Source organism: Mycoplasmopsis felis ATCC 23391, from assembly GCF_000701865.1.
Taxonomy (GTDB): Bacteria; Bacillota_I; Bacilli_A; order Mycoplasmatales; family Metamycoplasmataceae; genus Mycoplasmopsis; species Mycoplasmopsis felis.
In genome coordinates this window covers 12,489-36,955 of sequence record NZ_JNKA01000002.1, presented here as the reverse complement: position 1 = coordinate 36,955, position 24,467 = coordinate 12,489, and the positions used below count along the sequence as shown (strand labels likewise).

Sequence of the window (24,467 nt, the reverse complement as noted above, 5' to 3'; positions counted from 1 at the left end):
TAATTAATAAAATAAAATGATAATATTTAATATTATGATTAAAAAATATTGCAAGATAACTAAAGGTTTATTTTTAACATCAGTAACATTACCAATTATACTTACTGCAAGTTGTAAAGAAGAAGTTAAACAAACTATTAACAAAGAACCGGAAGAAGAAAAAAAACCATCAGAAACCCCTAAAGCACCAAATAATCATGATGCAAAAATACAAGAACCATCAATAGAGGATAAAAAAGAACCAGAAAAACCCGCAGATTCAACTTCAGAACCAATATCAGAACCAAAACCATCGGAACCTAAAAAAACAGAAACAAGTATTGATAATAAAAATCAACAAAGATTTGAAACTCAAATTAGAAATTATCACCAAAATCTAGAAACTGTAATTTCTAAGAGAAATGATATTAAAAAAGAAGCAACTTATAAATATGAAGCAATTGTAGATGATTTAGATAAACTTGAGGAAAAACTTAAGTATTTTAATTTAAACTTTGATAATTTACAAGAAATAGAAAGTTTAAATTCATATACAATAGATGAATTTAAACGTATTAATGAATTAATTAACAATTTAAAAAATACTAGTGATTCTAAACCTACATATGCAGTTGGAAACTTTGATAAAAATGCACAGAAAGTAGATAAAGACGCTGCAGATTTAGACCCACTACAAAATTATCCAGAGTTAGATGCAATTAATAGAAGTTTAAAATCAAATAATACAACTATTAATGCTGCAAATGCTTTTATTAATAATCAAGCAATTCAATTTGCAAAATTTGCTGGTAGTGTTTCAGTACCAGGTGTTACAGAAAATGGCTATACAGACCAAAAAAAGGAGTTAGTTAGACAGTTTGTTAACAGTCATATTATTAAAAACTCTAATATGACTTTAAAAGAAAAAATGAGAGCAATCTTTGATTGAATAACAAGTAATGTTAAATACGCAACAGGTTCTTCACATCCCGCTATTGAACCTCATGAAGTTATGACAAGATTAGTCGCTGTATGTGGTGGTTATAGTACTTTATACAAAGCTATGCTAGATATTATTGGAATAAAAAATGTTATGGTTGCAGGTTGATCTGCAGCAGGTGCTCATCAGTGGAATATAGTTGAAGATCCTGAGACACATGAATGATTCCACTCTGATGCTACTTGAGGTTCAGTTAATAATAAATATTACAATTTATCTTCAGAAGCAATTTCTCCAGATCATAGAGTTGATACCATAATTGATTTATCTACAAATCACGAAGGTATTCAATATAGATATTGACACGGATTATCTGTTTTTAATTCAACAAACCCTAATACAATAGTTCCAGATACTGTTTCAAATATTAAAGTAGAATCTATTTTTAATGATTTATTCAATAATGACAAAGTAAAGACATTATCAGTAGGTAGATATGTTAATCGTATAGGCTATAGGGGTGGAAGTCACAACTTAGTTTCATTTGAAGTTAATTCAGAAAATCCTAATTTTTCTGCAAGAGATGGAATTTTATATAGAAATAATTTCATTGAAATTCTTTCTACTCCTGGTCAAAACCCAAGAACCGAAATAGTTATTCCTAAAGAAACTAGTGATTTAAGAGATGGTAAAGAAATATTTAATACACCCAATTTAACAAATATAGTTGTTGAATCCGGAAACTACTCTTTTGCTTCATACAAAGGAATCTTATACAATAACGATTTTACACAAATAATCTCAGTTCCTGCTGGTTTAAGAGAATATTTTGTTAAAGGAACAGTTAATTTACAAGGTCAAGAGTTTTCATTTAAAGATAGAGTTAATAAAATAGTTTTAGAAGAAGGAATTACAAGCATTCCTGAAAGCACATTTAATCAATTAAATAATCTAAGAGAAGTACATTTACCGAATTCAATAACTTCTATTAGTCCATATGCTTTTAATCAAATCAATCATGTTACCTTAATAACTAAGGAATTTAATCAAGTTATTTCAGATTTTGCTAAACAAAAAGGTTTTACTTATAGAATAGACAAATAAACTAAAAATAACAGAACTTCAAATTCTGTTATTTTTTTAGTTTAAAAATTGTTCTAAATATCTAGCTAAACCAGATTCATCACAAGTAAATTCAGTAAAATCATCTGCTATATCTTTGAGATCTTGATGTGAATTAGCCATAGCAACTAAAGTACCTATTTTTCCTTTGGTACTTGCATCATTATTAGAATCACCTATATGCATTGCTTCCATAGGGTCAATTCCTCATAATTTACATAATCTAACTTCTTCATCACCTTTGGAAACTCCAACATTTGTTATTTCTAAAATATTATTACTTCCACTAAGAGAAACATTTAATTTACCTTCAAATTTTTTAGATCACTCATGGTATAGTTTCATTATTTTATTTTTAGATAAACATCAAACTAACGCTTTTAATGGTTCAAAATTTTTATTATATTCAGAATAGTTTTTTGCTGTTTTTTTACCAAAACTCATAAATAATTTATATATTTTATTTTTTGTATAAGCATTATCACGAGGATTTGAATCATACACAACAAAACATTTATGTTTTTTTATTTCTTCAAATAACTCATTTGCTATTTCTTTTGGAATAGAATTAGAGTGAGCAACTTCTCCATTAATAACAGTTTTAGCACCGTTTCAAGCAATATATGTAGATGAACCAAAACTATTAACTATTGCTTGTGTTTTTGGATTAACCCCACGACCAGTTGAAACTATAACGGGAATACTTTTTTGTAATTTATTAATAACATTTTTAGTATATTCTGTTGCTTCTTTTTGTCAGAATTTTTCTCCTGGTCCATCTAATGTTGTTCCATCTAAGTCAATAAAAATTATTTTAGGTTTTTTTACTTCTTTTATTTCTTCTTTTTTCATAAATAAATTATATATATAAATACGTAAAATAAATTTTTTTCTTATAAATATAAGAGCAAATAATTTTTTTTTATTTTATTTCATATTTTAAAAAAATAGTAAAATAAAAAAGAAGAGAAATTCTAATCGATATATATATATATATATATATATATTCAACTACTTTTTAGGAGGTGATTATGAATTTATTCAAAAAACGCAAAATAAGAATGTTAACAATAGTTCTTGGATCTACTGTTGTGATTGCTTCTATTAGCGGAACACTTTTACAAAAAACTCTGGGAGAAATAAATTCTAAGAATTTTGTTATCGATGATTCTTTAAAAGCAGAATTAATCAATAAAGACAACTTGGATTTAAATAAAGCCAGAGAATTCAATACAGATATTGGTTTAAAAGAAATCCCTAAACCAAAACCCATTTTGGTAGATGAACCCAAACGAGAACCCAAACCAGAACCACCTATTATTATTTTAGAACCAGAACCAGTTCCTCAACCAGAACCAGAACCAATTCCACAACCAGATCCAATCCCTGAACCTCAACCTATTCAACCACCTAAACAAAGTGGTAATGAATTAACTATATTAATAAGAGGTGTTCGTGTTAAGGCAAGTATTACTAAGGGTAGACCAAGAACAGTTTTTGATTATGATGTTGCTAATAATATTGCTAATAATGAACCATACACAGCTGAATTAACTGGTAAATTAAATAGTATAGAAGTAACAGATGAATTAAGAAGAAAAGTAGTTAGTGATACTGCTCAAGAATTTGTATTCAAAAGAAGTAACCCAAATGATACATTTGGTTTAGCTACTTCTGTCTTACAACATTATAATAATGATTTAAACCAATTAGAATCTTTTTTAAGACAGCAACCTGATAATTGAACTAATTATGTTTATAAATTTTCTCGTTTAATAAATTCTGATAATGTTGTTAATTTCTTAAAGGAAGATGCAAAACCAATGTATCCAGAAATTAAAAATCACCCTAATAAAACTTATAGAGAATATTGATTAATTAATAATTTAGATTTTTCGTTATTTACTAAATTATCATCTGCAGCAGAGAATTTCTTGAAAAAAGGTGAAACTCTTGATCCAAGAAATGCATATATAACAGAAAATGGAGAATGGGAATCACATTCATATTCTCCACCGGATGAATTTAATACTGTTACAACACTTAGAATAAGAGATAATCAACATAAGCGTGCTTTTGGTTATGATACATGATATGGTAGATCACCTTCTAATATTAAAGAAGGTAGATATGATGGTTGAACTAAAACTAATGTTAAAAATCAAGAGAAGTTCAATAAATTTAATATCCAAGACATAAGAGGGATTCAAATTTTTGAGTTAACAAGGGATACCGAAATTCCAAATGATTTTAATAGAGGTTATGTTGTTGAGTTAGATTCAGCAGACCCAAAAGCATACCAAAGAACTAAAACTTTAATAGAAGATTTTAAAAAAGAAGGAATTGAAATTAGTTCTTATAGAATTTTTAATATGGGTAAAACATCTTCAAATCAAAAATTTTTAGAGATATTATCTGTTTTACCTAATGAATTAAGACAATTAGAACTATTTTTTGATGCATCTGCAGCTAATACATCTGCACTCATTGCTCTTGAAAATAAAAAAATTAAAGAACTTTCATTATACACAGAAGGAAATTCACTCTTAGAATATTGAAGTTTAAATCCTCTAGCTTTAAGAAACACCAATTGAGTTAATACAATTGATTATAATGTAAGTAAGGAAAATCCAGCTAATACAAATATACCAACACGTATAACCTTTAATGCATTAGCATTTGAAGATTCTGATTATTTAAAAGGTGAAGAAGATCCATACAAAAGAATTAATGATGGTTTGAGATTGGCATATTTTTCTCGTAATAATGAAGGAATTTTCCAGGGTAATCATGGTCCAGGTTTAAGTCCAGACCATAATGAGGGTGATAATAGTTATCCAACTGCATTAGATTTATCGAGAGCACCATCACTAAGGTCCCTTAAAGGTTTAAAATTTTTTGATATGTTTAAACCTTCTAATAAATCAAGAAAATTAAAAACTTTATGACTTTACAATAATTCTGAAAACTTTGACATTGATGTTTCAGAATTAAACTCAGCTGGTTTTGAAAATATGGCAATAGGTGAACCAGGTCCACCTAAAACTAAAATTGAATTTTCTAACAAGGAATCTACTAGATATCTTTATATTAAAGGTGTAGGAACTTTATTTGGTTCTGGTTTAACCAATTTAACATTATTAATGGATTTATCTCAATCACTTGATAAAACAACAATTAAAGTAGATCCTGGAGCAACAGAATTAAAACAACAATTAAGAAGTCAAGGATATACTGTTGTTGATTATTCAGAAGATGATTTTGTAATTACATAGAAAGGTAAATATGAAGAAGTTTAAACTTATTACTTTATGAGCAAGTAGTGTTCCTATTACTTCATTAATGGTTTTATCTGCTGCTTGTGATAATTCTCAAGAACCTGGGCCAAAACCAAATTCTAATGAAAATGATCCAGTAGCTTTAGAAAATAAAAAAAATGAAGCAAGAGAATTAATAAGAAAATTAAAAAATAATAGTGGTGCTTTATCTGCTGATATTACTACTGCTAGTTCTATACAAGAAATAGAGCAAGTTATAAACAGTATAAAAGGTGCAATTGAAGATCAAAGAAAAGAAGAAATCAAAAATTCTACTCCTGAGCAATTAAAAGAAATAGCAAAAAAAGAATTATCTTTTTTAAGAGATAAAAAAGATTATTTAGCAAGAATAGAAAGTGAAGTTGATAAAGAAAAATTATCTCAATTAATTGAGTTAATAAAAAATGATTTAAATAATCAACAGAAATTAACCGGTGAAGAAGCAGAAGTTAACAATCAAGAATTTCAAAACATAGTTAATAATGCAAAAGAATCGGTTGAATTTGATTTAGTACAAATAGGATTTGGTTTTTCTAAACCAAAATCAGAAACATTACCTTCTGAAGTTGTAGAAGATAGTGCAAATTGAGAAGTTAGAGTTAATTCAGAATATGCTTCAAAAATAAAAGCACAATTATCAAATATAAGATTAGAAAACAATGATAAAAATCTTGCCAATTCAAAAGGTGAAGTAGAAATATTTGTTAGATTTAGCAATCCAAACACTGATATAAATGAAATAACCAAATCATTTAAAGTTACAGGATTTAAATCAGGTAGTGACGGAATAATTACTATATCACCAGAACCACCAAGAAATGAATTAGTTGAATACTTAAAGAAAAATCATTTAGATCGTTATAAGTATGATAACAATAAGTTTGTGGAAGCTGTTTCTAGAAGAGATGGTGGAAATTGAAAATCATTAAGAAATGGACAATTGCAAAATACCACAGATGTTAAAGTAACAGAATTTAATACAAAAGCTCAAGAAGTAGGAGTTAGTTCATATTCAGATTCGGTTTTCAAAGGTTTTGGAGTTCCTGCTTATAAAACAGATGGTACATTAGATGGATTAGTTATTTCTCAAAGTGATCCTGGTAATTTAGCATCATGAGTTGATGCATTCGGTAAAAAAGACCCGCATCGTGCAACAGGATTGGCAAGAAAATTACCTAATACAACCTATGTTGATATAGCTAAACAATCATATTCAATAGCTTTTAGTTCATATTTAGCTTCAAGTGTTGAAAGTGAACGTAATGAAGTAATGAGATTGTTAACTAATAAAGAAGATTTAAAAGAGTTAATTAAGAAAATTAATAATACTGAAAGAAGAGACTTCTTTTTAAAGCGTTTAACAGATAATCCGGATGCAAATTGAAGAGAAAAAGTTAAATTAGAAGTATTCGATGAATTAAAAATTGAAAATAATAATAATGTAGATGCAGCAGCAAGAATTTATACTGATTATATAAATACATACAGAAATCAAATGAAAAAAAATGTAGATGCATCATCATTACCACAAGATGTCAAGGATAGAGTAAAAGCAAAAATAGATAAAGAACCTAATTTAGATCAACTTGCTTTATTTGGAAATCAACAAAGTGATGTCCGTGGAACTATGTGATTGATGGATTATGAAATAAAAGATGGAGAAGATTATCCTACCAAATTTTATTTCGGGACAAATCTTCACGTAGCAGATGGAATGATTCCTGGTTTATTTAAAGGATATAACATATCAAGAATGAAAAAAGATGTTAGTCCAGTTTTAAATAAACTTAAATTTGTTGGTTTAGATGATAATTTTGAAACATTTATTTTAGATAGTTCTACAATTAGGAGAGTTTTTGATGGAAGAGATTATCTAAATAAAAAGCCAGCAGATTATTTAGCAACTAAACAAAAAGAATTATATAAAGATGCAGAGGAATTCATTGATTTTGCTATCTTAGAAATAGATTTTTCTAAAGCAGATTTAAGTTCATATCAAAATGCACATCCAAATGCAACTGCAAGTGATTATGCAAAACATATAACTAATGATTATAAAAATTTATCAGATGATAAAAAAGTTAAGTTTTTAAATGAATCATATTTAAAAAACTATGCCAAAATAGATTTTCCTTTAGCATTAAATAAAACACAGAGTCAAACATATGATTGAAGTAAATTGGATCAATTATTTATTTTAGGTTATCCATTAGCAAATTCCGGTAAATGAAGAGATTATTATCTTGAAACGCATATTGATGATAATTTAGATAGAGTTGCAAAATATTACAACACTATTTGAATTAATGCAGATCAAGATTTTTATAAATTACAATTAGGTGAAGATGAACCAGAAAAATCAGAAAAAGATAAATTAAATAGAGGTAATTTCTTATCATATAACATTGGTTATAGAACTTTTATAGATAAACCAGGTATTACAGATGCATTCTTATCTGCGCCTGTTATTGGTTCAAAAAGTAATCCATTAGATAACTTATATATATCTACTCAAGATAATAAACATTATATTAATTTTGGTTTAGAATACACACCTAGATGATATGCTCCAGGAGGAGGTGCTTCTGGTTCTAGTGTAAGAAATCAAAGAAATGAATTAGTTGGTGTATATCATGCATCAAATATTAGTGCCAGAACAGGTTTAGCTGCTGCTTTTAGATCAGAAGGATATGATTATAAAGGATTATATGGAACTTATAATCTACCTCAATATGACTTAATTTATGGTGGTGGAAAAGACCAAAAAAATTCATATAGAGATGCAATGTTAAAATTATCTAAAGAAACAAATGGTGGGGGTATAACAAAAACATGATTATTTAAAGATGGTTTTGAAAAAACAAATATACCTAGTGAATATAATTTTACAGAAAACATATTAACATATGAAACAACTAAAAAAACAAATGAAAGTTAGGAGATAAATGAATTCTATTACATTAGAAAATAGAAGGTTTTATATTGATTATAGAAATCAATTAAGTTCTAAATCATATAATACCTTGAGTTCTATTTACAAATGATTATTAATTGGATTTTTAGCAATTGGTTCATTGATGTTATTTTTATTTATGGATAAGTCATTGTTCCATGCAAAAATTTTAAGATCTGAAGTAGCTAAATACCCACTAGAATTTTTATTTAATTTTGAAAATACACAGTTTAGACAAATGAATGCAACGATTATTTTAAGGTTTAGTCCTTTAATATTTGTCTTTCTGTATTCAATATTTAAAAATTATAAAAACATAAATACCCAAAAAGAACAAATTAATAAATATGCAACCTTTTATGTTTTATATTTTGCTTTAGCATTAATTTCATTATTTTTATTATTCTTTTATATTGATTATTCATCTCAATCTACAAGAACCATTGATATAAAAAATTTAACACCAGAACAACTTAATCAATTAGATTCAAGTAAAATAGATCCAAACACAGGAATTTTTACTGATACTATTACCACCTCTGTTCCCTATGGAGCAAAAGATGTGATGTATTTATTCTTAATTTTAATTCCCTTATTTTTAGTTAATTTATCATTTGAAATTTATAATCATATTTATAAAAGAAAATCTGAACCAGTTCTATATTCTTCATATTCTTCTTTAATTATTCAACTAGTATCACAATTTATTTTATTGACATTTATTTTAATTAATATCTTCTTATGAAGAAATGGAAATGCAGAATTTAATAAATACCCTAATACTTATTTATTCGATGAAAACAAATATTTTGAAGGATTAGAAAATATTTTTAATCAAAAATCTACTTCAAATCTGTTTATAGTTATAGCGATCTTTTTATTTATTGGTATTTCGTTATTCGGTGCTAATATTAAAAAAGTTTATAAAGTTTCTGAGAAAAATTTATTACAATCTAATTCAAAGGATAAATATGTATTAAACATAACTTTATTTGTATTCTTATTGTTGGCTTTCTTTAAAGTTATGACCATTAAAATTAGAACAAATGTAATTGGAGAAAGTGAAATTTATAATTATTTTTATTTATTATTTATTTTTAGTGCAATTATAGTAGGAATTATTTATTTTACTGTTGTTCACTTTAACAAAAGAGTAAATAAAAATTCCACAGTATTTGCTATATATATGACTTTAACTCAAATAATATTATGAACTTTATTGGTTATCTCAGTTTTTGTTATTGAAAGTTCAAATCAATATGTTTATAATATTTTTGTAGTTGGTATAGTTTCAATATTAATTTATATTCATTTCATAGTTTCAAATAAAGGAATTAATAAATGAATTTCAGGATTCTTAAGATTATCTATTTCATTACAAACATTATTAATGTTTACATTTGCATTAAATCAAGTACTAGTTGCTCAAAATAACTTTGTTTTAGTTTCTGTACCAACACCAATATCTATTATTAAAATTATTACAATTATAAACTTTGCATTATTATTAGGTTTCTTTATGTGTTCTATTGTTTATATATTTATTACATTACAAAAAATTGAATCGCTTAGTAATTATGTAAAAAAAGGAGTAAAGTAAAATGAGTAATCAAAAGAAAGAACTAACAACAGAAACTCAAGAATTATTTGATTTGTATGCTGATTATAAAAAAATACAAAAAGATTCTAAATTTATTTCTTATAAAAAGTTGTTGGCTTCTATTTTGTTAAGAATTAATTCAAGTTTTAATTCAACTGAATTTCAAAATCTATCTGAACAAATTGAATATGCTATAGCAAACAAGTATGATATTTTATTTGATGAATTTACAGTTAATTTCAATTTAGTTCCTAAGTATAGTACAAATGTACTTGTACCAACATTAAGTTCAGCTGAATCAAGTTCAAACGAAGGTTTTTTATTAACAAGTTCTACAACATCTGATTTTCAGGTAATAGTTGAACAATTAAATAAAGAAATATGAAAATTATTAGGTGAATCATATTTTGTTGAATTTTTACCTAAAATGATTTTATTTGTATCTTCTCAAACCGGTTCTTTAAAATTATTCTTTGATAAATCATTGACCGCTAAAATCTAATGCATTTAAAAGATATAATTCAAAAGAAAAATAACCTAGAAAACATTAGGGTTAAAGTCAATAATGACAAAAATATTCTTTTGATAACAATTATGAAACTAACTAAAAAATTATCTTTTTACCTTGATAATTCATTACTTAATATTCAATTAATTAATGCATTAAAAAATAAATATAGTATTAAAAATAATTTTGTTAGTTCACAAAATAGTAAATTAATAAACAATTTTCAAAAAATTCTAATCAAAGACAAAGAACTTTATATATATTTAACTGAAGAACAAAAATACGGTACTGATTCATATACACGTTATGAAACAACAATATTAGAGAATATAAAAAACAAAAATGCTGATTTTATTTTAATTGGAGAAAGAGCCATTCAATTTGGTGCAAAAAATAAATTAAGTGTAGTTAAAGAATTCAAGAACAGTTCTCATAAAGGTTTAGCAAAAATTCTTACTCAATTAACTAAAATCTTATTTTTAGATAGTACATATAAAAAAGTACACTTTGTAATCAATTCGAATAAAAACTATAAAAAACCATTTACCTTATTACCTTTAGATAATTTTGATGTTGATAAATTATTAAATATTAAGCATACTAATAGTTTAGATTCTGTTATTAAAACATATAAAATCTATCCTAATATTGAAGGTTTTATAGAAAATCAAATTCATATTTTTTTAGAAAATGCAATAAATGCTTTAATAGTAGAATCATCGTTTTATAATGCTAAAAACGCTTTAGTTTCAACAAATCAAAAAAGCAAACAGTTAGATGAAGAAATCATTAAAGTATCTAAAAAAATAAATCGTGTAAAACAAGAAAAACAAATAGAAGAAATTGTTTTACTAACAAAGAAAAAGAAAACAATTTTTGAGGAAGGTAAATAATGTCTAAAAAAATTATTATGTCTTTCTTAGATAATAAAGTTTTAAAATTAAAAAATTATGAATTATATTTAAATCATAATGAAGAATTAGATTGAATTAAAATTACAGATAAATCTATCAGTGCATTTTCTAGAATGTTAATTAAGTTGCATAATAAAGAAAAAGATAACACTTTTTATTTATTCTTAAAAAATTTAAATATAGTTGATACCGGACAAGAAATTCTGGTTAAATCATTTTCTGATATTCATTTTTATAAACATTCAAAACATAAACAAAACTATAAACAAGAAATTAAAGAATTAAAAAAAGAAATTTCTAAATTACAAACTGCATTATATTTAGGTTTATCTATTGATGATATTATTGAATTAGAAGAATATACTGATTTATTATATGAATATGAATTAAAACAACTATTAAATATTAAAGAAAGGGAGAATTATGAATAAAAAAAATAAATGAATAAAAAACCTTTCTTTATTAGGAGTATTATCTTCTCCTATAATAGCCTTATCAATGGAACCTGGAACAACTAATACACAACCAAATACAAATAAACCACCAGCTCCGCCTGTTTTATCTAATGATTTTCCTAAATTTAAAGATCAAGCACAAGAAGCAACGGCAACAAATTTAGCTCAAGCATTAAAAACAGCTATTTCATATTTAGAAAATGAACTAAATAAAGTTGTTTCTGAAAAAGATCAGGTAAATGAAAAAGATGAAAATGGAGAACCTGCCCCATATGATTACAAGAAAAAAATTAGTAGATTAACTTATTTAAATCAATTAATTTCATTTGTTAAGGAAAACGAAGCAGATATTAATCAAAATCCATTAAAATATGGAATTAATGCAATTTTCCCAAGAGTTATTTCTGAAGAAACTAAGCTGAATTATGGTGAAGTAACATTTAATGGTGAAAATTTCCAAAATGTTAAGTTAGGATTAAAAGATCCAACTGATTATGTTAAAGCTGTAGAGGGTAATGGAAACATAAGAAAAACTTCATCACAACCAGAAGTTAATGCAATTACACCAAATAAATTAAAAGAAGCGTTAGCTAAATATGGAGAAAAATTACGTTCAGATTTAGGTTCTGTATTCTACAATCCAGAAGATTTAACATTAATTGAAGAAGACTTTAATGTTACATTCGAAAAAATAGATGATAAATATGTTTATACAATTTCAAATCCTAAAGATTTTAGTTCTTGAAATGAATATTTTATAAGCAAAATAAAACCAAGATATACTGCATTTGATTTAAGTGCTAATCAAGAAATAGAAATTCAAGAAGAAAGTGAAGAACAACCAAATCCAGATGATCCTGAAAAACCACCAAAACCACCTTTAACAAATCCGGATGAAACTAAACCAACTGAACCAGTAGACCCAGAAGAACAAATTTTATCATTACCAATCTTAAGTCCAATACCAACATATAATTATTTAAATAAAAATATTACGGATTTAAAAAATCTATTTGATTCTTCAAACAATGAAGGCAAAGAGAAAATATTTTTCTTTGATAATCCTATTAATACTAGATATGTTTATTCTGTTCAAAGTTTAGAAGTTAAAAATAATCAATTAATAGCTGTTGTTAAAATTCAAGATTCTAACCAAGATGACTTGCATAGAAGTTATTCAGTTGTAGTAAAAGAATATGCAAGCAATGACAAATCAATAAAATTTCAATATTTATATGAAGTTCAAGTTAAAAGCTTAAAAAATCACTTTATTAAACTTTATAAAGCAGTTGGTTTGGATGAAAAAATCAATTATAAAGATTTAAGATACCAAGAACTAATCAATCCGTTATTTGCAATGGTAGCAAAAGGTGTGGATTTTTCAAATGAAGAAAAAACATATATTGAAACACAAAAGAATATCCTAAACATATATGCTGATTCACAAGATATTGGTAGATTAAAAGAAGGTAATAGCAATGTAGAAAGTTCTATTAACACTTTTTTAGCTTATGTAACAAGTAATTTAAAATCTTCTAGAATTAATAATTATGGTTATTATGCTAATTTAGCTAATGGTTATGAAAGTATGTTAGATAGAGTTAAAGAAAGTATAGAAAACACAGATTCAAAAATTAAGGCAACATTAGAAAAGAATTTAGAATCATTAAACTTTAAAACAAGTATAGTAAATTCATTTTACAATAAATTAGAAATTGATGTTTTCAAACTTAAACAGTTAGCACAACCATCACAAGCAACATTTAATGTTTTAAACTGATATGAAAATTATATTAGTCAACTAACAACTGTATCAAATAATATGAAAACACTTTATGAATTATTTAATTCTAAAGATTTAACTGAAGAAATAAATAAAACAAAAGATAGTACTACTTCTGAAACACCAAAAAGTCAAACAGAACCTAATTCAGATGAAAATACAGAAACAAAACAACTATCTGAACTAGATATATTTAAAAATGCTTATGCAAAAATGGAAAAAGAAGTAACAGATGAAGTTAATACTAATAATAATACCTTAAAAACTTTTGGATATGTATTATTAGCATTAGGTTCAATAGGAACAATTATAAACGCATTAGCTGCATTAATTAACTTAAAAAATAAATCAAGAAAAGTTAAAGGATTATACTTAATTATGGGTATAGCATTAGCAATGGTAATTATTATTGCTGCAGTATTTTTAGGCGTAGGAATGAAAGGAATTTAATATGAAAAACCCAAAAATTACATCAATTTTTGATTACATAGTTGAAGTAACTGGTGAATTTCCTTATAAGCAAAGACAATTTTATACATTAAAAGGAAATTCTAATGTTAAATTAATGTTAATTAATGCATCAAAAGAAAAAGCTTTCTTGATTGCTAACACAAAAACTGATGAATTAAAAATTAATACAGAAATCATTTTAGAAAATGATAATGCCAGAGTAGATACATTTGAAAACTTCTTTGGTAAAGTTATTGATATAGAAGGAAACGTAATTTTACCAACAAAAGAAAATTTTGAAAAAACAGAAGCATCTGGAGCTAAAATTTTTGAACTTGCTCATGATTTAACAACTGTTAAAACATTAAATGAACAATTATTTACTGGAATAGTTTCAATTGACTTATTAATCCCAATTGGTAAAGGTCAACGTGAATTAATCATAGGTGATCGTCAAACAGGGAAAACTCATATTGCTTTAAATACAATCATCAACCAAGCAAGAAATGGTGTTAAATGTATTTATGTAGCTATTGGTCAAAAAAGAGAAGCAATCTCAAGAATCTATAATACATTAAAAGAATATAATGCATTAGAAAATACTATTATAATAGATGCTCCATCAACAAGTGCATATGAACAATACTTAGCACCATACATTGGTATGGCTCATGCAGAAAACATTTCAAATTTTGAAGATGTTTTAATAGTATTTGATGATTTAACAAAACATGCTAATATCATTCGTGAAATTGCTTTATTAACTGATAGACCAGTTGGTAAAGAAGCTATGCCTGGAGATACCTTCTTCTCACATTCTCAATTGCTAGAACGTTCAGGTTCTTTTGTTGGTAGAAAAACAATTACAGCTTTACCTATTTTACAAACAGTAGATGGAGATATTACTTCATTAATTTCTTCAAATATTATTTCAATTACAGATGGTCAAATTGTTACAAGTGCTGACTTATTTTCTCAAGGTGTTTTACCAGCTATAAATATTAATTTATCTGTATCTAGAACTGGTTCATCAGTTCAAAGTAGATTAGTTACAAAAGTAGCTGCAGAAATAGGGAAAATTTATAAAGGATACAAACGCCACTTAAAATTAGCTTTATTAGATTATGATTTTAACAAAGAAACATCATTATTACTTTACAAAGGTAAAATGATTGATAAAATGTTTAACCAAAAAGGTTTTTCACTTTATTCACAAAAATTTGTCCTATTTATGTCAAAATTGATTTCATGAACAATTTTAAAAGGTATTAAAAACGAACAAAAAGCACTAGAATTTCTAGATGTATTAATTGAAGTTAACGAAGAAGCAAAAAGAGCATATGAGATTATAATGAGTGGCGAAAACTATGATGATGAATTAGTTAAAGCTTATTTTGCTAACGCATTAAAACAATACTCAGATTACTTAAATTTAGGTTGAGAAGTAGAAACAGAACATGAATTTGTTTCATTTGAAGAAGCAGAATTAATGAAAATTGCTAGTGAATTAGGAGATATGTAATGTACGGAAAAATTATTAATTTATGATCTGATGTTATAGAAATAGAATTTGATAAATCAAATTTACCTGAAGTTAATCATTTACTAACCTTACATAATGATCAAACTTACTTATTAGTAAAAAGAGTTTTAGATGAAACAACAGTTAGAGCAATTATTATTTATAATTCTGAAGAAATTTCAATTAATGATCAAGTAAAGAACACTAGAAAAAGTTTTATGGTTCCAGTAGGTTTAGAATCTAGAAATAATATGTACTCATTCAAAGGTATACCACTTTTAGAAGATAGAAAAACTAAACCAAAATATGTTGAAATGAATTCAACAATTAATCAAAATAGATTTTTAAATAGCGAAATAGAAATAGTTGAAACAGGAATTAAAGCAATAGACTTCTTTATCCCAATTATTAAAGGTTATAAACTAGGTATTTTTGGTGGTGCTGGAGTTGGTAAAACTGTTTTAATGAAAGAAATTATTTTTAATGTTAATAAACAAAGTGTTAATACTTCTAACATTTTCATAGGTTCTGGTGAACGTTCTCGTGAAGCTATAGAACTTTTAAATGAATTAGAAGGATCAAAATTAATGGATCGTTCAGCTATGTATATTTCAAAAATGAACGAATCTCCTGGTGCCCGTATGTCTATTGTTCCAATTGGTGTAACAGCAGCAGAATACTTAAGAGATCAAGAAAAACAAGATGTTTTATTATTCATCGATAATATTTATCGTTTCGTACAAGCTGAAAATGAAACAAGTGCTTCGTTAGGTAAAAAACCATCAGTTGGTGGATATCAATCAACTTTAAAATCAGATGTTGCAAACATAGAAGATAGATTATATAAAAATGAAAATGGTTCAATTACTTCATTCCAAACGATGTTCCTACCAATGGATGATTTATCAGACCCATCAGCTGTAGCTGTGTTTAACCACTTAGACGGTTCACTTGTTCTATCTAGAGCACAATCTGCTAAAAATATTTTCCCAGCTTTTGACCCATTAGCATCACAATCAAATTCAGTTGATGAAAAAATACTTGGTAAAAAACACTTTGATGCCATCATAGAAACAAAAAGAATTTTAAAAGCATATAAAGATTTAGAAGATGTTATTTTAATTTTAGGTTTTGATGAACTTGATGAAGAGAGTAAAATAACTGTTAAAAAAGCTTTACAACTTGAAAACTTCTTTACCCAAAACTTCTTTATGACAGAACACTTTACAAAATCTCCGGGACAATATGTTTCTTTAGAGGATACTGTAGATAGTGTTATTAGAATTTTAGAAGGTAAATACATCAAACAAAGTCCAGAAATTTTCCAATATGTAGGTTCTAATTTTGAAATTCCTACAGATGAAGAATTAGGTTTATAAAAATCACTTTTGTGATTTTTATTTTTTTTAAAATTCATTAAATTTTGATAATATAAAAATACAAAATATTTTAAAGAAAGGATTGTATGAAAATATCAGGTTTATTTAGTGAAAATACTTTTTATTTAAAAAAAGATTTTGCTTCAAAAAAAGACGCTTTAAACTTTTTTTGCCAAGATTTACATTTAAATAAATATCTATCAGATTCTCAAAAAGCAAATACACTTTTTTGAGAAAGAGAAAATCAATCATCAACAGGTATTGGTTCTCAAATAGCAATGCCACATATTGGTGATGATATTGTGTTAAAAAACACACTATTTTTTGCAAGAGTTAACAACTTAGATTGAAATTCATTAGATGGTCAAAATGTTAAATATATTTTTGGTATTGTTTTATCAAAAACAGACCGTGGAACATCACACATGAAAATAATGCAAAATTTATCAACTTTACTAATTAATAATGAATTTATTAATGAATTAGATAAAGTATCTAATTACAATGAATTCATAACATTAATTAATAAGTATGAAAAACAATTAATTAGTAATGAAGTTAATTCAGGTAAAGAAAATAGTTATGATGTTGTTGCAGTAACAGCTTGTCCTACCGGTATAGCTCACACATTTATGGCTAAAGACAAATTATATCAAGAAGCTCAAGATATGGGAATTTCAATTAAAGTTGAAACTCAAGGAGCAGAAGGTATTGAAAATAAACTAACAGAACAAGAAATTAAAAATGCAAAAGGTGTTATTTTAGCAGTAGATAGAGAAATTGAAAAATCAAGATTTGCGAATGCAGAGAATGTTTTAGAAATTTCAACTCAAAAAGCTATTCATAACCCTGGAGAGCAAATTAAAAAAGTTTTAAATAAAGAAGGAACAAAATTACAAGTTTCTTCATCTTCAGAAAAAACAAATGAAGATTCACAAATGTCATTTAATGGTTTTGGTAAAAAAATGTACAGATCATTAATGTCAGGCATTTCCCATATGCTACCATTTATTATTTTTGGTGGTATATTAATAGCACTTGGATTTATCATTGATATGATAATAGGTGCATCAAACGGAGTAGACCTAAATAATAGTCATTTCCTAAGTAATTTTGGATTTAATTTTGGAGCATCTAAAATAATTTTTAATATAGGTAAAATAGCTCTAGGTTTAGCTGTTCCTGTGTTATCTGCTTACATTGCTTTTTCATTAATCGGAAGACAAGGTTTATTACCTGGTTTCGTTGTTGGTGGTATAGCAAGTGGTCAATTATCAGATACATATGGTTTTTTATCTAAAACAATAGAAAGTTCTGGCATTTCTAACCCAGAGAAATTCTTAGGTACAGGATCAGGATTTATAGGAGGAATTTTAGGAGCATTTTTTGCTGCGGCTATGGTTATTGTATTTTCTAAATATATTTTTGGAAAATTACCGAAAACCCTGAGCGGAGTAAAAAATATTTTATTCATTCCAGTTTTAGGAACAATAACAATCGCAATAACATTCTGATTCGTTAATATAGCTTTAATATTCATTAATTTAGGACTAGTTTTATTCTTACAATTATTTGAAGGTAAACCATATCTAGCTTGATTGTTAGGATTGATTTTAGGATTAATGATGGCCTCAGATTTAGGTGGACCAATCAATAAAGCTGCATATATTTTTGGAACATTAACTATAGCTAATGGAGCAAGTACAGTATCAATGGCAGCTGTAATGATTTCAGGTATGGTTCCACCTCTTGGGATTTCAGTATCTATGTTTATTTCAAGAAAACTATGATCAAAAGAAGAAAGAGAATCAGGGAAAATCTCAAATATCTTATTTGGACTTTCATTTATTTCTGAAGGTGCAATCCCATATACAAGTAAAAATCCAAAAGTTTTAATTCCTGCAAACTTAGTAGGTGGAGCAGTAGCAGGATTGTTATCTGCTGTTCTTGGTGTTAATATAGTTGCTCCTCATGGAGGTATATTTGTTATTTTCTTAGCAAGAACTACACTATTTGCAGATTTAGGGACATCAATTGGTTTAGGAATTTTATTCTTTATTGCTGCTTTATTAGTAGGAGCATTTGCTCAAGCAGGAACAATATATTTAATTACTTTCTTAAATAAAAAATACCCAAATCTTTTTCAATTTAAAAAGAGAAGAAAGTTAAGAAGTTAAATGATTTATACATTAACTTTATCTCCTTCAATAGATCTATTTATAAGTTCTGATAATTTTGAATTAAACAGCGTTAATAGATATAGTGATTTTGAATTATTACCAGGTGGCAAAGGTTTAAATGCATCTATAATGCTCAAAAGACATGGTTTTGATAACATAGCTTTAACATTGTTTGATAATGAAACACATAAATTATTATCAAATTTCTTTAACAAAGAAAATCTAAATGTTCATAATATTAATTATCATGATAAGACAAGAATTAATATTAAATATTATGGAAAACAGAATAATTTTGAATTAAATGGTCCTAGAACTAATTTGAATAATAACGAGTTTCAAGAAGTTATCGATCAAATAAGCAAACTAAATAAAAATGATGTTTTAATGTTAATGGGGATTGGAAATGAAGAACAATTGTTCGAAATCCTTAATATAGTATCAAAAAATAATGTGAAGTTAATTTTAGATATAGAAAGTTCTAAATTCATTGATTTATTAAAATTTAAACCTTTTTTAATTAAACCTAATGTTAATGAATTAAAACAAATTTTTAATTACAAACAAGAAGTATCTCAAGAATGAATCGTTAAATCAATGTTATTATTACAAGAATATGGTGCTTTAAATATTATTGTTTCAGATGGTTCAAATGGTTCTTATTTATTAACTTCAAATAAGGAATTATATCAATCTAAAATTAAAGAAAAGGTTAATTTAGTATCAGCTACAGGAGCTGGTGATACATTAATTTCTATTTTTAGTGCTGAATATATTAAAACAAGTAATCCAATAGATTCCTTTCAAAAAGCTACAGCAAGTTCAATCGGAACAGTAACTGTATCATGATTAGGAAATTCAAGTTTAACAGAACAATATTTAAATAATGTCGATATAAAAAAACTAAATATCTAAATGGTTATTTAGTTTTTTTATATGATATAATTAAAAAATATTTATAAACAATTTTTATATATTAATAACTAGGAGTTTTAATGGAAAAAGTCAATATTTTTGCATTAGGTGGTCAAGATGAAAATGGTAAAAATTGTTATGTTTTAGATTACGATGATTCATTATATATAGTCAATGCAGGTGTGAAAATTCCAATTAATATGAGTAACGGAGTTGATACTTTAATTCCTGATTTTTCTTTTTTAGAAAAAAATAAAAACAAGATTCAAGGAGTTTTTATTACAGACATTAAAAACGAAACTTTTTCTGCACTACCTTGATTAATAATGAAAGTTCCTAATATAACAATTTATACTTCTTTTTTAAATAAACAAATAATTAATGAACGTCTAAGTAAATACAACATTAAATCCCAATCATATAAAGTTCAATCAATAACAAAAAGAGAAAAAATTGGAAACCTCTATGTTCAACCTTTTTCTTTACCAGGAACTGCTCCAGGTAATTTAGGTTTTGATTTTATTACTCCAAATGGTGACTATGTATTTATGATGAATTATTCTGAAGGTGATTTAGGTATTTTTGGAAAAGCATGATTTATACATTTACCAAAATTATTTAATAAACGTAAAATAAATGCTTTAATAACTGATGCTGGTAAATCTAAACAACCAACTAGGTCAATTGATCGTTATTTTATTCCTGAATCAATTAATAAAGTATTTCAACAAACAAATAAGAATAACAAAATCATAGTTGGTGCTTATTCTGAAGATATGGTTAATTTGCATCAAATACTAGAATTAGCAACAAAGTATAATCGTCCTGTTATTCCTTATGGTAAAGCTTATTCGGACTTATTATTTCTAACAAAACAAATTCAAGAAAAATTAAATCCTGAGTTTAAATATCCTGTAATTCAAGACCATAAGTCTATTTCTAAACATGACAACGCTGTTGTTCTTGTTACTGGTTCTGTTGAAAGACTATATCAAAGATTTTTAAGAATTAGTCAAAATGAAGACTTGCATTTAAAAATATCAAGAAATGATGCAGTTATAATGATGGCACCACCAGTTAATGGTTTGGAATCTCTTGCAGCAATTACCTTAGATGAAATAGCAAAAAAAACAAGAAATATAACAGAAATCCTTGAAAGTGAATTATTTATATGTAGACCAACAAGATTGGATATATATAATTTAACTAAAGTCTTAAAACCAAGTGTTTTAATCCCTGTTCAAGGACTATATAGATATTTAGTTGATGCTATATCTTACATTGAACAAGATAAAGAATTAAGTAAAACAGTTAAATCTATTATTTTACAAAATGGAAAAATTGCACATTTTGCAAATGGTAAACTATTAAGTCAAAATGGTAAAATAAAAGAAGTTGGAGATACTATTATTGACGGATTTGGTGTGGGTGATATTTCTACTGAAGTACTAGCTGAACGTGAAGTTCTAGGTAGAGACGGAGTAGTTATAATTAATTCACTATATAGTCCTAAAACCAAACAAATAGTAGGGCAATTACATATTAATTATATTGGTGTTATTGACCAAAATGAACAAGAACAAATAAATAAACTTATAAAAGATTCGTTGATTAATATAATTGATTCTAATGAATTTAATACAATGCGTGAAATGAATGAAAAAGTGCGTAAAACCATAAGAAAAAAAATTTTTAAACTAACTGATAAAGATCCAATGGTTGCATTTACATTGACTATGGTATAAAATGAAACAAAGACAACTTCTAAATAAATTAAATATAAAATTTATCGAAAACGAACCAGTAAATAATGAAACTATAACAATTAATACTAATTTATCATTATTGATTTCTAGTTGATTTATTTATTTAGTTAGTTTAATATTTAATATCTTATTTTTAATTAATTTGTTACCACAATGAATGAATTATATTTATATTTATACATATGGTTTGATATTTGGTAATTCTATATACATATTCTTTTTAATGTTTGGTATTTTTTTAGTTTTTCAATTAGTTAATAAATTATTTATTAATAAATGTTATTCTTTTGGTTCGAGATTAATAAAACTTAGGTGATGAGATTTTGAAAGAGAATTGAATAAAATGTTAATTAAAATATCAATTATTTTGAGTATTTGATTGTATATTGTTTTTTATTTCATTCAAAAAAGGAACTTCTTTGAATATGATTGAAATAATTATTTATACAATTTATTTACTAAAGGTTGATGAAATAATTTTATTGATATCAAGAAAATTGAAACAAATCATTTAAATGTTTTTTTAACAACTGGTTTTATTATTGATTTTCTTTATAATGTATTGAGTATGTTAACAATTTTATTTCCATTGTTAATTTCTATAATCTTAATAATAATAATTATTTTAAAAATAACTAATTTTAAGATTAAATATAAAATAAAAAAAATGAATATATATGATTTTGAATCCTTAATAAAAAATAAATTTAATTCATTGAAAATTATCTTAACAGATGATCTTGATACTTATTTAAAATTTTTAATTCATAGTTGCAATTACTTTAAAGTTAATTATTTGGAATTACCATTTTTAAAATTAAACAAATTAATTCTTAATAAAATAAAAGATGAAGTCATTTTGAGTTTCATAAATTCATATATAAATTCATATAATACTACTAATGAAGAACATCAAATTAATTTAAATCAAGAAGAAACTTTTAATTCACAAGAAAACAGAGAACAAAGAGATAATATAGAAATACTAGATGAAATGTTTAAATAATAATAAATATAAGAGGTATATATGTTTAATCAGATGTTATGAAAAGATGCAGAAGAACACATAAATAAAAAACAAAAAACACAATTAACTTTTTTAATTTTTACTACTGAATGATGTGGTGATTGCAAAATGATGTTACCAACATTTAATAACATAGCAAAGAAATATGAAAATCAAAAAATAGAATTTATACAAGTTGATGCAGAGGAAGCAAAGTTATTTAGAAATCCATTAACTAAATGAAAAGTTTTAAAGGCTCCAACTATGATGTTATTATCAGGTGATCAAATACTAGAAAAAGCATATGAATATGTTCCTGAGGAAGTTCTATCTAGCTGAATAGATGATAGGATTTCGTAAGTTGATACACCGGAATTAGTTGTTAAAAATAAAATACAGAATTTTCGTTTTCTGTATTTTATTTTTACTATATAATTTAAAAGCAACTATAACTATGAACTATAAGGTTGCTAATTATAAATAAGTTGTCAATATAATTAGGTTTTTATAGGGAGTTATGTTCAACAAAAAGAACAAAGGAGACAACAATAATGAGTAAATTAAATATTAAAGTAAAAGGTTTTGACCATTCTTTAGTAGATTTAGCAGCAAAAAAAATCTTTTTAGCAGCTAAAGAAGAAAAAGCTAAAGTTAGTGGACCTATTCCTCTTCCAACAAAAAGAGATGAAGTAACAATTTTAAGATCAGTTCACGTTAACAAAACAAGTCGTGAACAATTTGAAAGCAGAACACACCAAAGATTAGTTGTTATTAACAGTGCATCTGCTCAATTAACAGACAAAATTAATAGACTTGAATTACCAGTAGGTGTTGCAATTCAAGTAAAAGTAAAATAATTATATTTAATTTTTAAGGAGATAATATGAAAGGAATCTTAGGACGTAAAGTTGGTATGACTCAAATATTTACTGAAACAGGTGCTATTATGCCAGTTACAGTAATAGAAGTTCAACCAAATGTTGTATCAAAAGTTTTAACAAATGATAAAAATGGTTATGTAGCTACTCAACTTGCTGTTTTTGACAAAAAAACAAATAGAGCAAATAAACCTGAAACTGGTCATTTTAAAAAAGCAAATACAACACCTAAGCGCTTCGTAAAAGAAGTTCGTAATATGTTAGGTTATGAACTTGGACAAATTATAACTGCTGATATATTTAAATCAGGAGAACTTGTAGATGTTACAGGAACATCTAAAGGTAAAGGATTTGCAGGAACCATTAAAAGACACAACCAAACCATTGGACCTAAATCACATGGTGGAGGTGGAGGTTCTCAACCTATTAGACAAACTGGTTCACTTGGAGATATTTCAGGTAACAGAGTTTTCAAAGGAATGACAATGCCAGGGCATTTAGGTCATGTGAAAACAACTGTTCAAAATTTAGAAGTAGTTAAAGTAGATTTAGTTAATAATTTACTTCTAATAAAAGGTTCAATTCCCGGACCAAAAAAATCATTTGTAGTTGTTAAGAAAGCCGTTAAAGGTTTACCAGACCACAAAGAAGTTAAATTAGTTGATATTGAAGAAGTTAGATTAATGAATGAATTAATTGAACATGCTAAAAAATATAATATTGAAGTTACAGTTGGAATGAACTCAACTGAATTAAAAGCTTTAATCCAAGAAGCAGAAGCAAAAGAAGGAGATAAATAA

The 24,467-nt window shown here is 25.8% G+C and carries 18 protein-coding genes; 17 read left to right on the top strand and 1 reads right to left on the bottom strand.

Features of this window, described 5'->3' with window-relative positions:
* Nucleotides 1-34: 34 nt before the first annotated feature.
* On the top strand, nt 35-2,023 hold the full coding sequence (locus T405_RS00385) for a transglutaminase domain-containing protein (RefSeq protein WP_169734319.1): 1,989 nt from the start codon (nt 35-37) through the stop codon (nt 2,021-2,023).
* A gap of 36 nt (nt 2,024-2,059) precedes the next feature.
* Here T405_RS00385 and T405_RS00380 read toward each other — a convergent pair whose 3' ends face one another.
* Nucleotides 2,060-2,893 (bottom strand): Cof-type HAD-IIB family hydrolase, encoded by an 834-nt coding sequence (locus T405_RS00380; RefSeq protein WP_036429961.1) that lies wholly within the window; start codon nt 2,891-2,893, stop codon nt 2,060-2,062.
* 179 nt (nt 2,894-3,072) lie between these two features.
* Here T405_RS00380 and T405_RS00375 point away from each other — a divergent pair, with 179 nt between their 5' ends.
* From T405_RS00375 to rplC, 16 genes are all read left to right on the top strand, one after another.
* Nucleotides 3,073-5,316, top strand: a complete 2,244-nt coding sequence (locus tag T405_RS00375; RefSeq protein WP_036429959.1) for a putative immunoglobulin-blocking virulence protein — start codon at nt 3,073-3,075, stop codon at nt 5,314-5,316.
* Between the two features lie 10 nt (nt 5,317-5,326).
* Nucleotides 5,327-8,296 carry an Ig-specific serine endopeptidase MIP gene (mip, locus tag T405_RS00370; protein WP_036429957.1) on the top strand — a complete coding sequence of 990 codons (2,970 nt, stop codon included), beginning with the start codon at nt 5,327-5,329 and terminating at the stop codon, nt 8,294-8,296.
* Nucleotides 8,297-8,303: 7 nt separating this feature from the next.
* A complete protein-coding gene (locus T405_RS00365; protein WP_036429955.1) occupies nt 8,304-9,911 on the top strand; it encodes an MSC_0624 family F1-like ATPase-associated membrane protein in 1,608 nt (535 codons plus the stop codon).
* A gap of 1 nt (nt 9,912) precedes the next feature.
* The gene (locus T405_RS00360) at nt 9,913-10,413 is read left to right on the top strand and encodes an MSC_0623 family F1-like ATPase-associated protein (RefSeq protein WP_036429953.1); all 501 of its coding nucleotides are present in this window, start codon (nt 9,913-9,915) and stop codon (nt 10,411-10,413) included.
* On the top strand, nt 10,413-11,312 hold the full coding sequence (locus T405_RS00355; protein WP_036429950.1) for an MSC_0622 family F1-like ATPase gamma subunit: 900 nt from the start codon (nt 10,413-10,415) through the stop codon (nt 11,310-11,312). Before T405_RS00360 ends, T405_RS00355 begins: the two co-directional genes overlap by 1 nt.
* A complete protein-coding gene (locus tag T405_RS00350) occupies nt 11,312-11,764 on the top strand; it encodes an MSC_0621 family F1-like ATPase epsilon subunit (RefSeq protein ID WP_051619505.1) in 453 nt (150 codons plus the stop codon). Before T405_RS00355 ends, T405_RS00350 begins: the two co-directional genes overlap by 1 nt.
* Complete coding sequence (locus T405_RS00345; protein WP_036429948.1) at nt 11,757-14,021, top strand: MSC_0620 family F1-like ATPase-associated subunit; 2,265 nt, start codon at nt 11,757-11,759, stop codon at nt 14,019-14,021. Before T405_RS00350 ends, T405_RS00345 begins: the two co-directional genes overlap by 8 nt.
* 1 nt (nt 14,022) lies before the next feature.
* On the top strand, nt 14,023-15,543 hold the full coding sequence (locus tag T405_RS00340; protein ID WP_036429946.1) for an MSC_0619 family F1-like ATPase alpha subunit: 1,521 nt from the start codon (nt 14,023-14,025) through the stop codon (nt 15,541-15,543).
* Nucleotides 15,543-16,922: an MSC_0618 family F1-like ATPase beta subunit gene (locus T405_RS00335; protein WP_036429944.1), complete on the top strand. Its 1,380-nt coding sequence runs from the start codon at nt 15,543-15,545 to the stop codon at nt 16,920-16,922. The genes T405_RS00340 and T405_RS00335 overlap by 1 nt, the downstream gene beginning before the upstream one ends.
* A gap of 86 nt (nt 16,923-17,008) precedes the next feature.
* Nucleotides 17,009-19,099, top strand: a complete 2,091-nt coding sequence (locus tag T405_RS00330) for a PTS fructose transporter subunit IIABC (protein WP_036429943.1) — start codon at nt 17,009-17,011, stop codon at nt 19,097-19,099.
* Nucleotides 19,100-20,017 (top strand): 1-phosphofructokinase, encoded by a 918-nt coding sequence (locus tag T405_RS00325; protein WP_036429941.1) that lies wholly within the window; start codon nt 19,100-19,102, stop codon nt 20,015-20,017.
* Nucleotides 20,018-20,097: 80 nt separating this feature from the next.
* The gene (locus T405_RS00320) at nt 20,098-21,762 is read left to right on the top strand and encodes a ribonuclease J (RefSeq protein ID WP_036429939.1); all 1,665 of its coding nucleotides are present in this window, start codon (nt 20,098-20,100) and stop codon (nt 21,760-21,762) included.
* 1 nt (nt 21,763) lies between these two features.
* Nucleotides 21,764-22,789, top strand: a complete 1,026-nt coding sequence (locus tag T405_RS00315; protein ID WP_036429937.1) for a hypothetical protein — start codon at nt 21,764-21,766, stop codon at nt 22,787-22,789.
* A gap of 21 nt (nt 22,790-22,810) precedes the next feature.
* Nucleotides 22,811-23,149 (top strand): thioredoxin family protein, encoded by a 339-nt coding sequence (locus T405_RS00310; protein ID WP_036429934.1) that lies wholly within the window; start codon nt 22,811-22,813, stop codon nt 23,147-23,149.
* A 191-nt stretch (nt 23,150-23,340) separates the two neighbouring features.
* Entirely contained in the window at nt 23,341-23,646 is a 306-nt protein-coding gene (rpsJ, locus tag T405_RS00305) for a 30S ribosomal protein S10 (protein WP_036429932.1), read from the top strand.
* Between the two features lie 26 nt (nt 23,647-23,672).
* Entirely contained in the window at nt 23,673-24,467 is a 795-nt protein-coding gene (gene rplC / locus T405_RS00300; protein WP_036429930.1) for a 50S ribosomal protein L3, read from the top strand.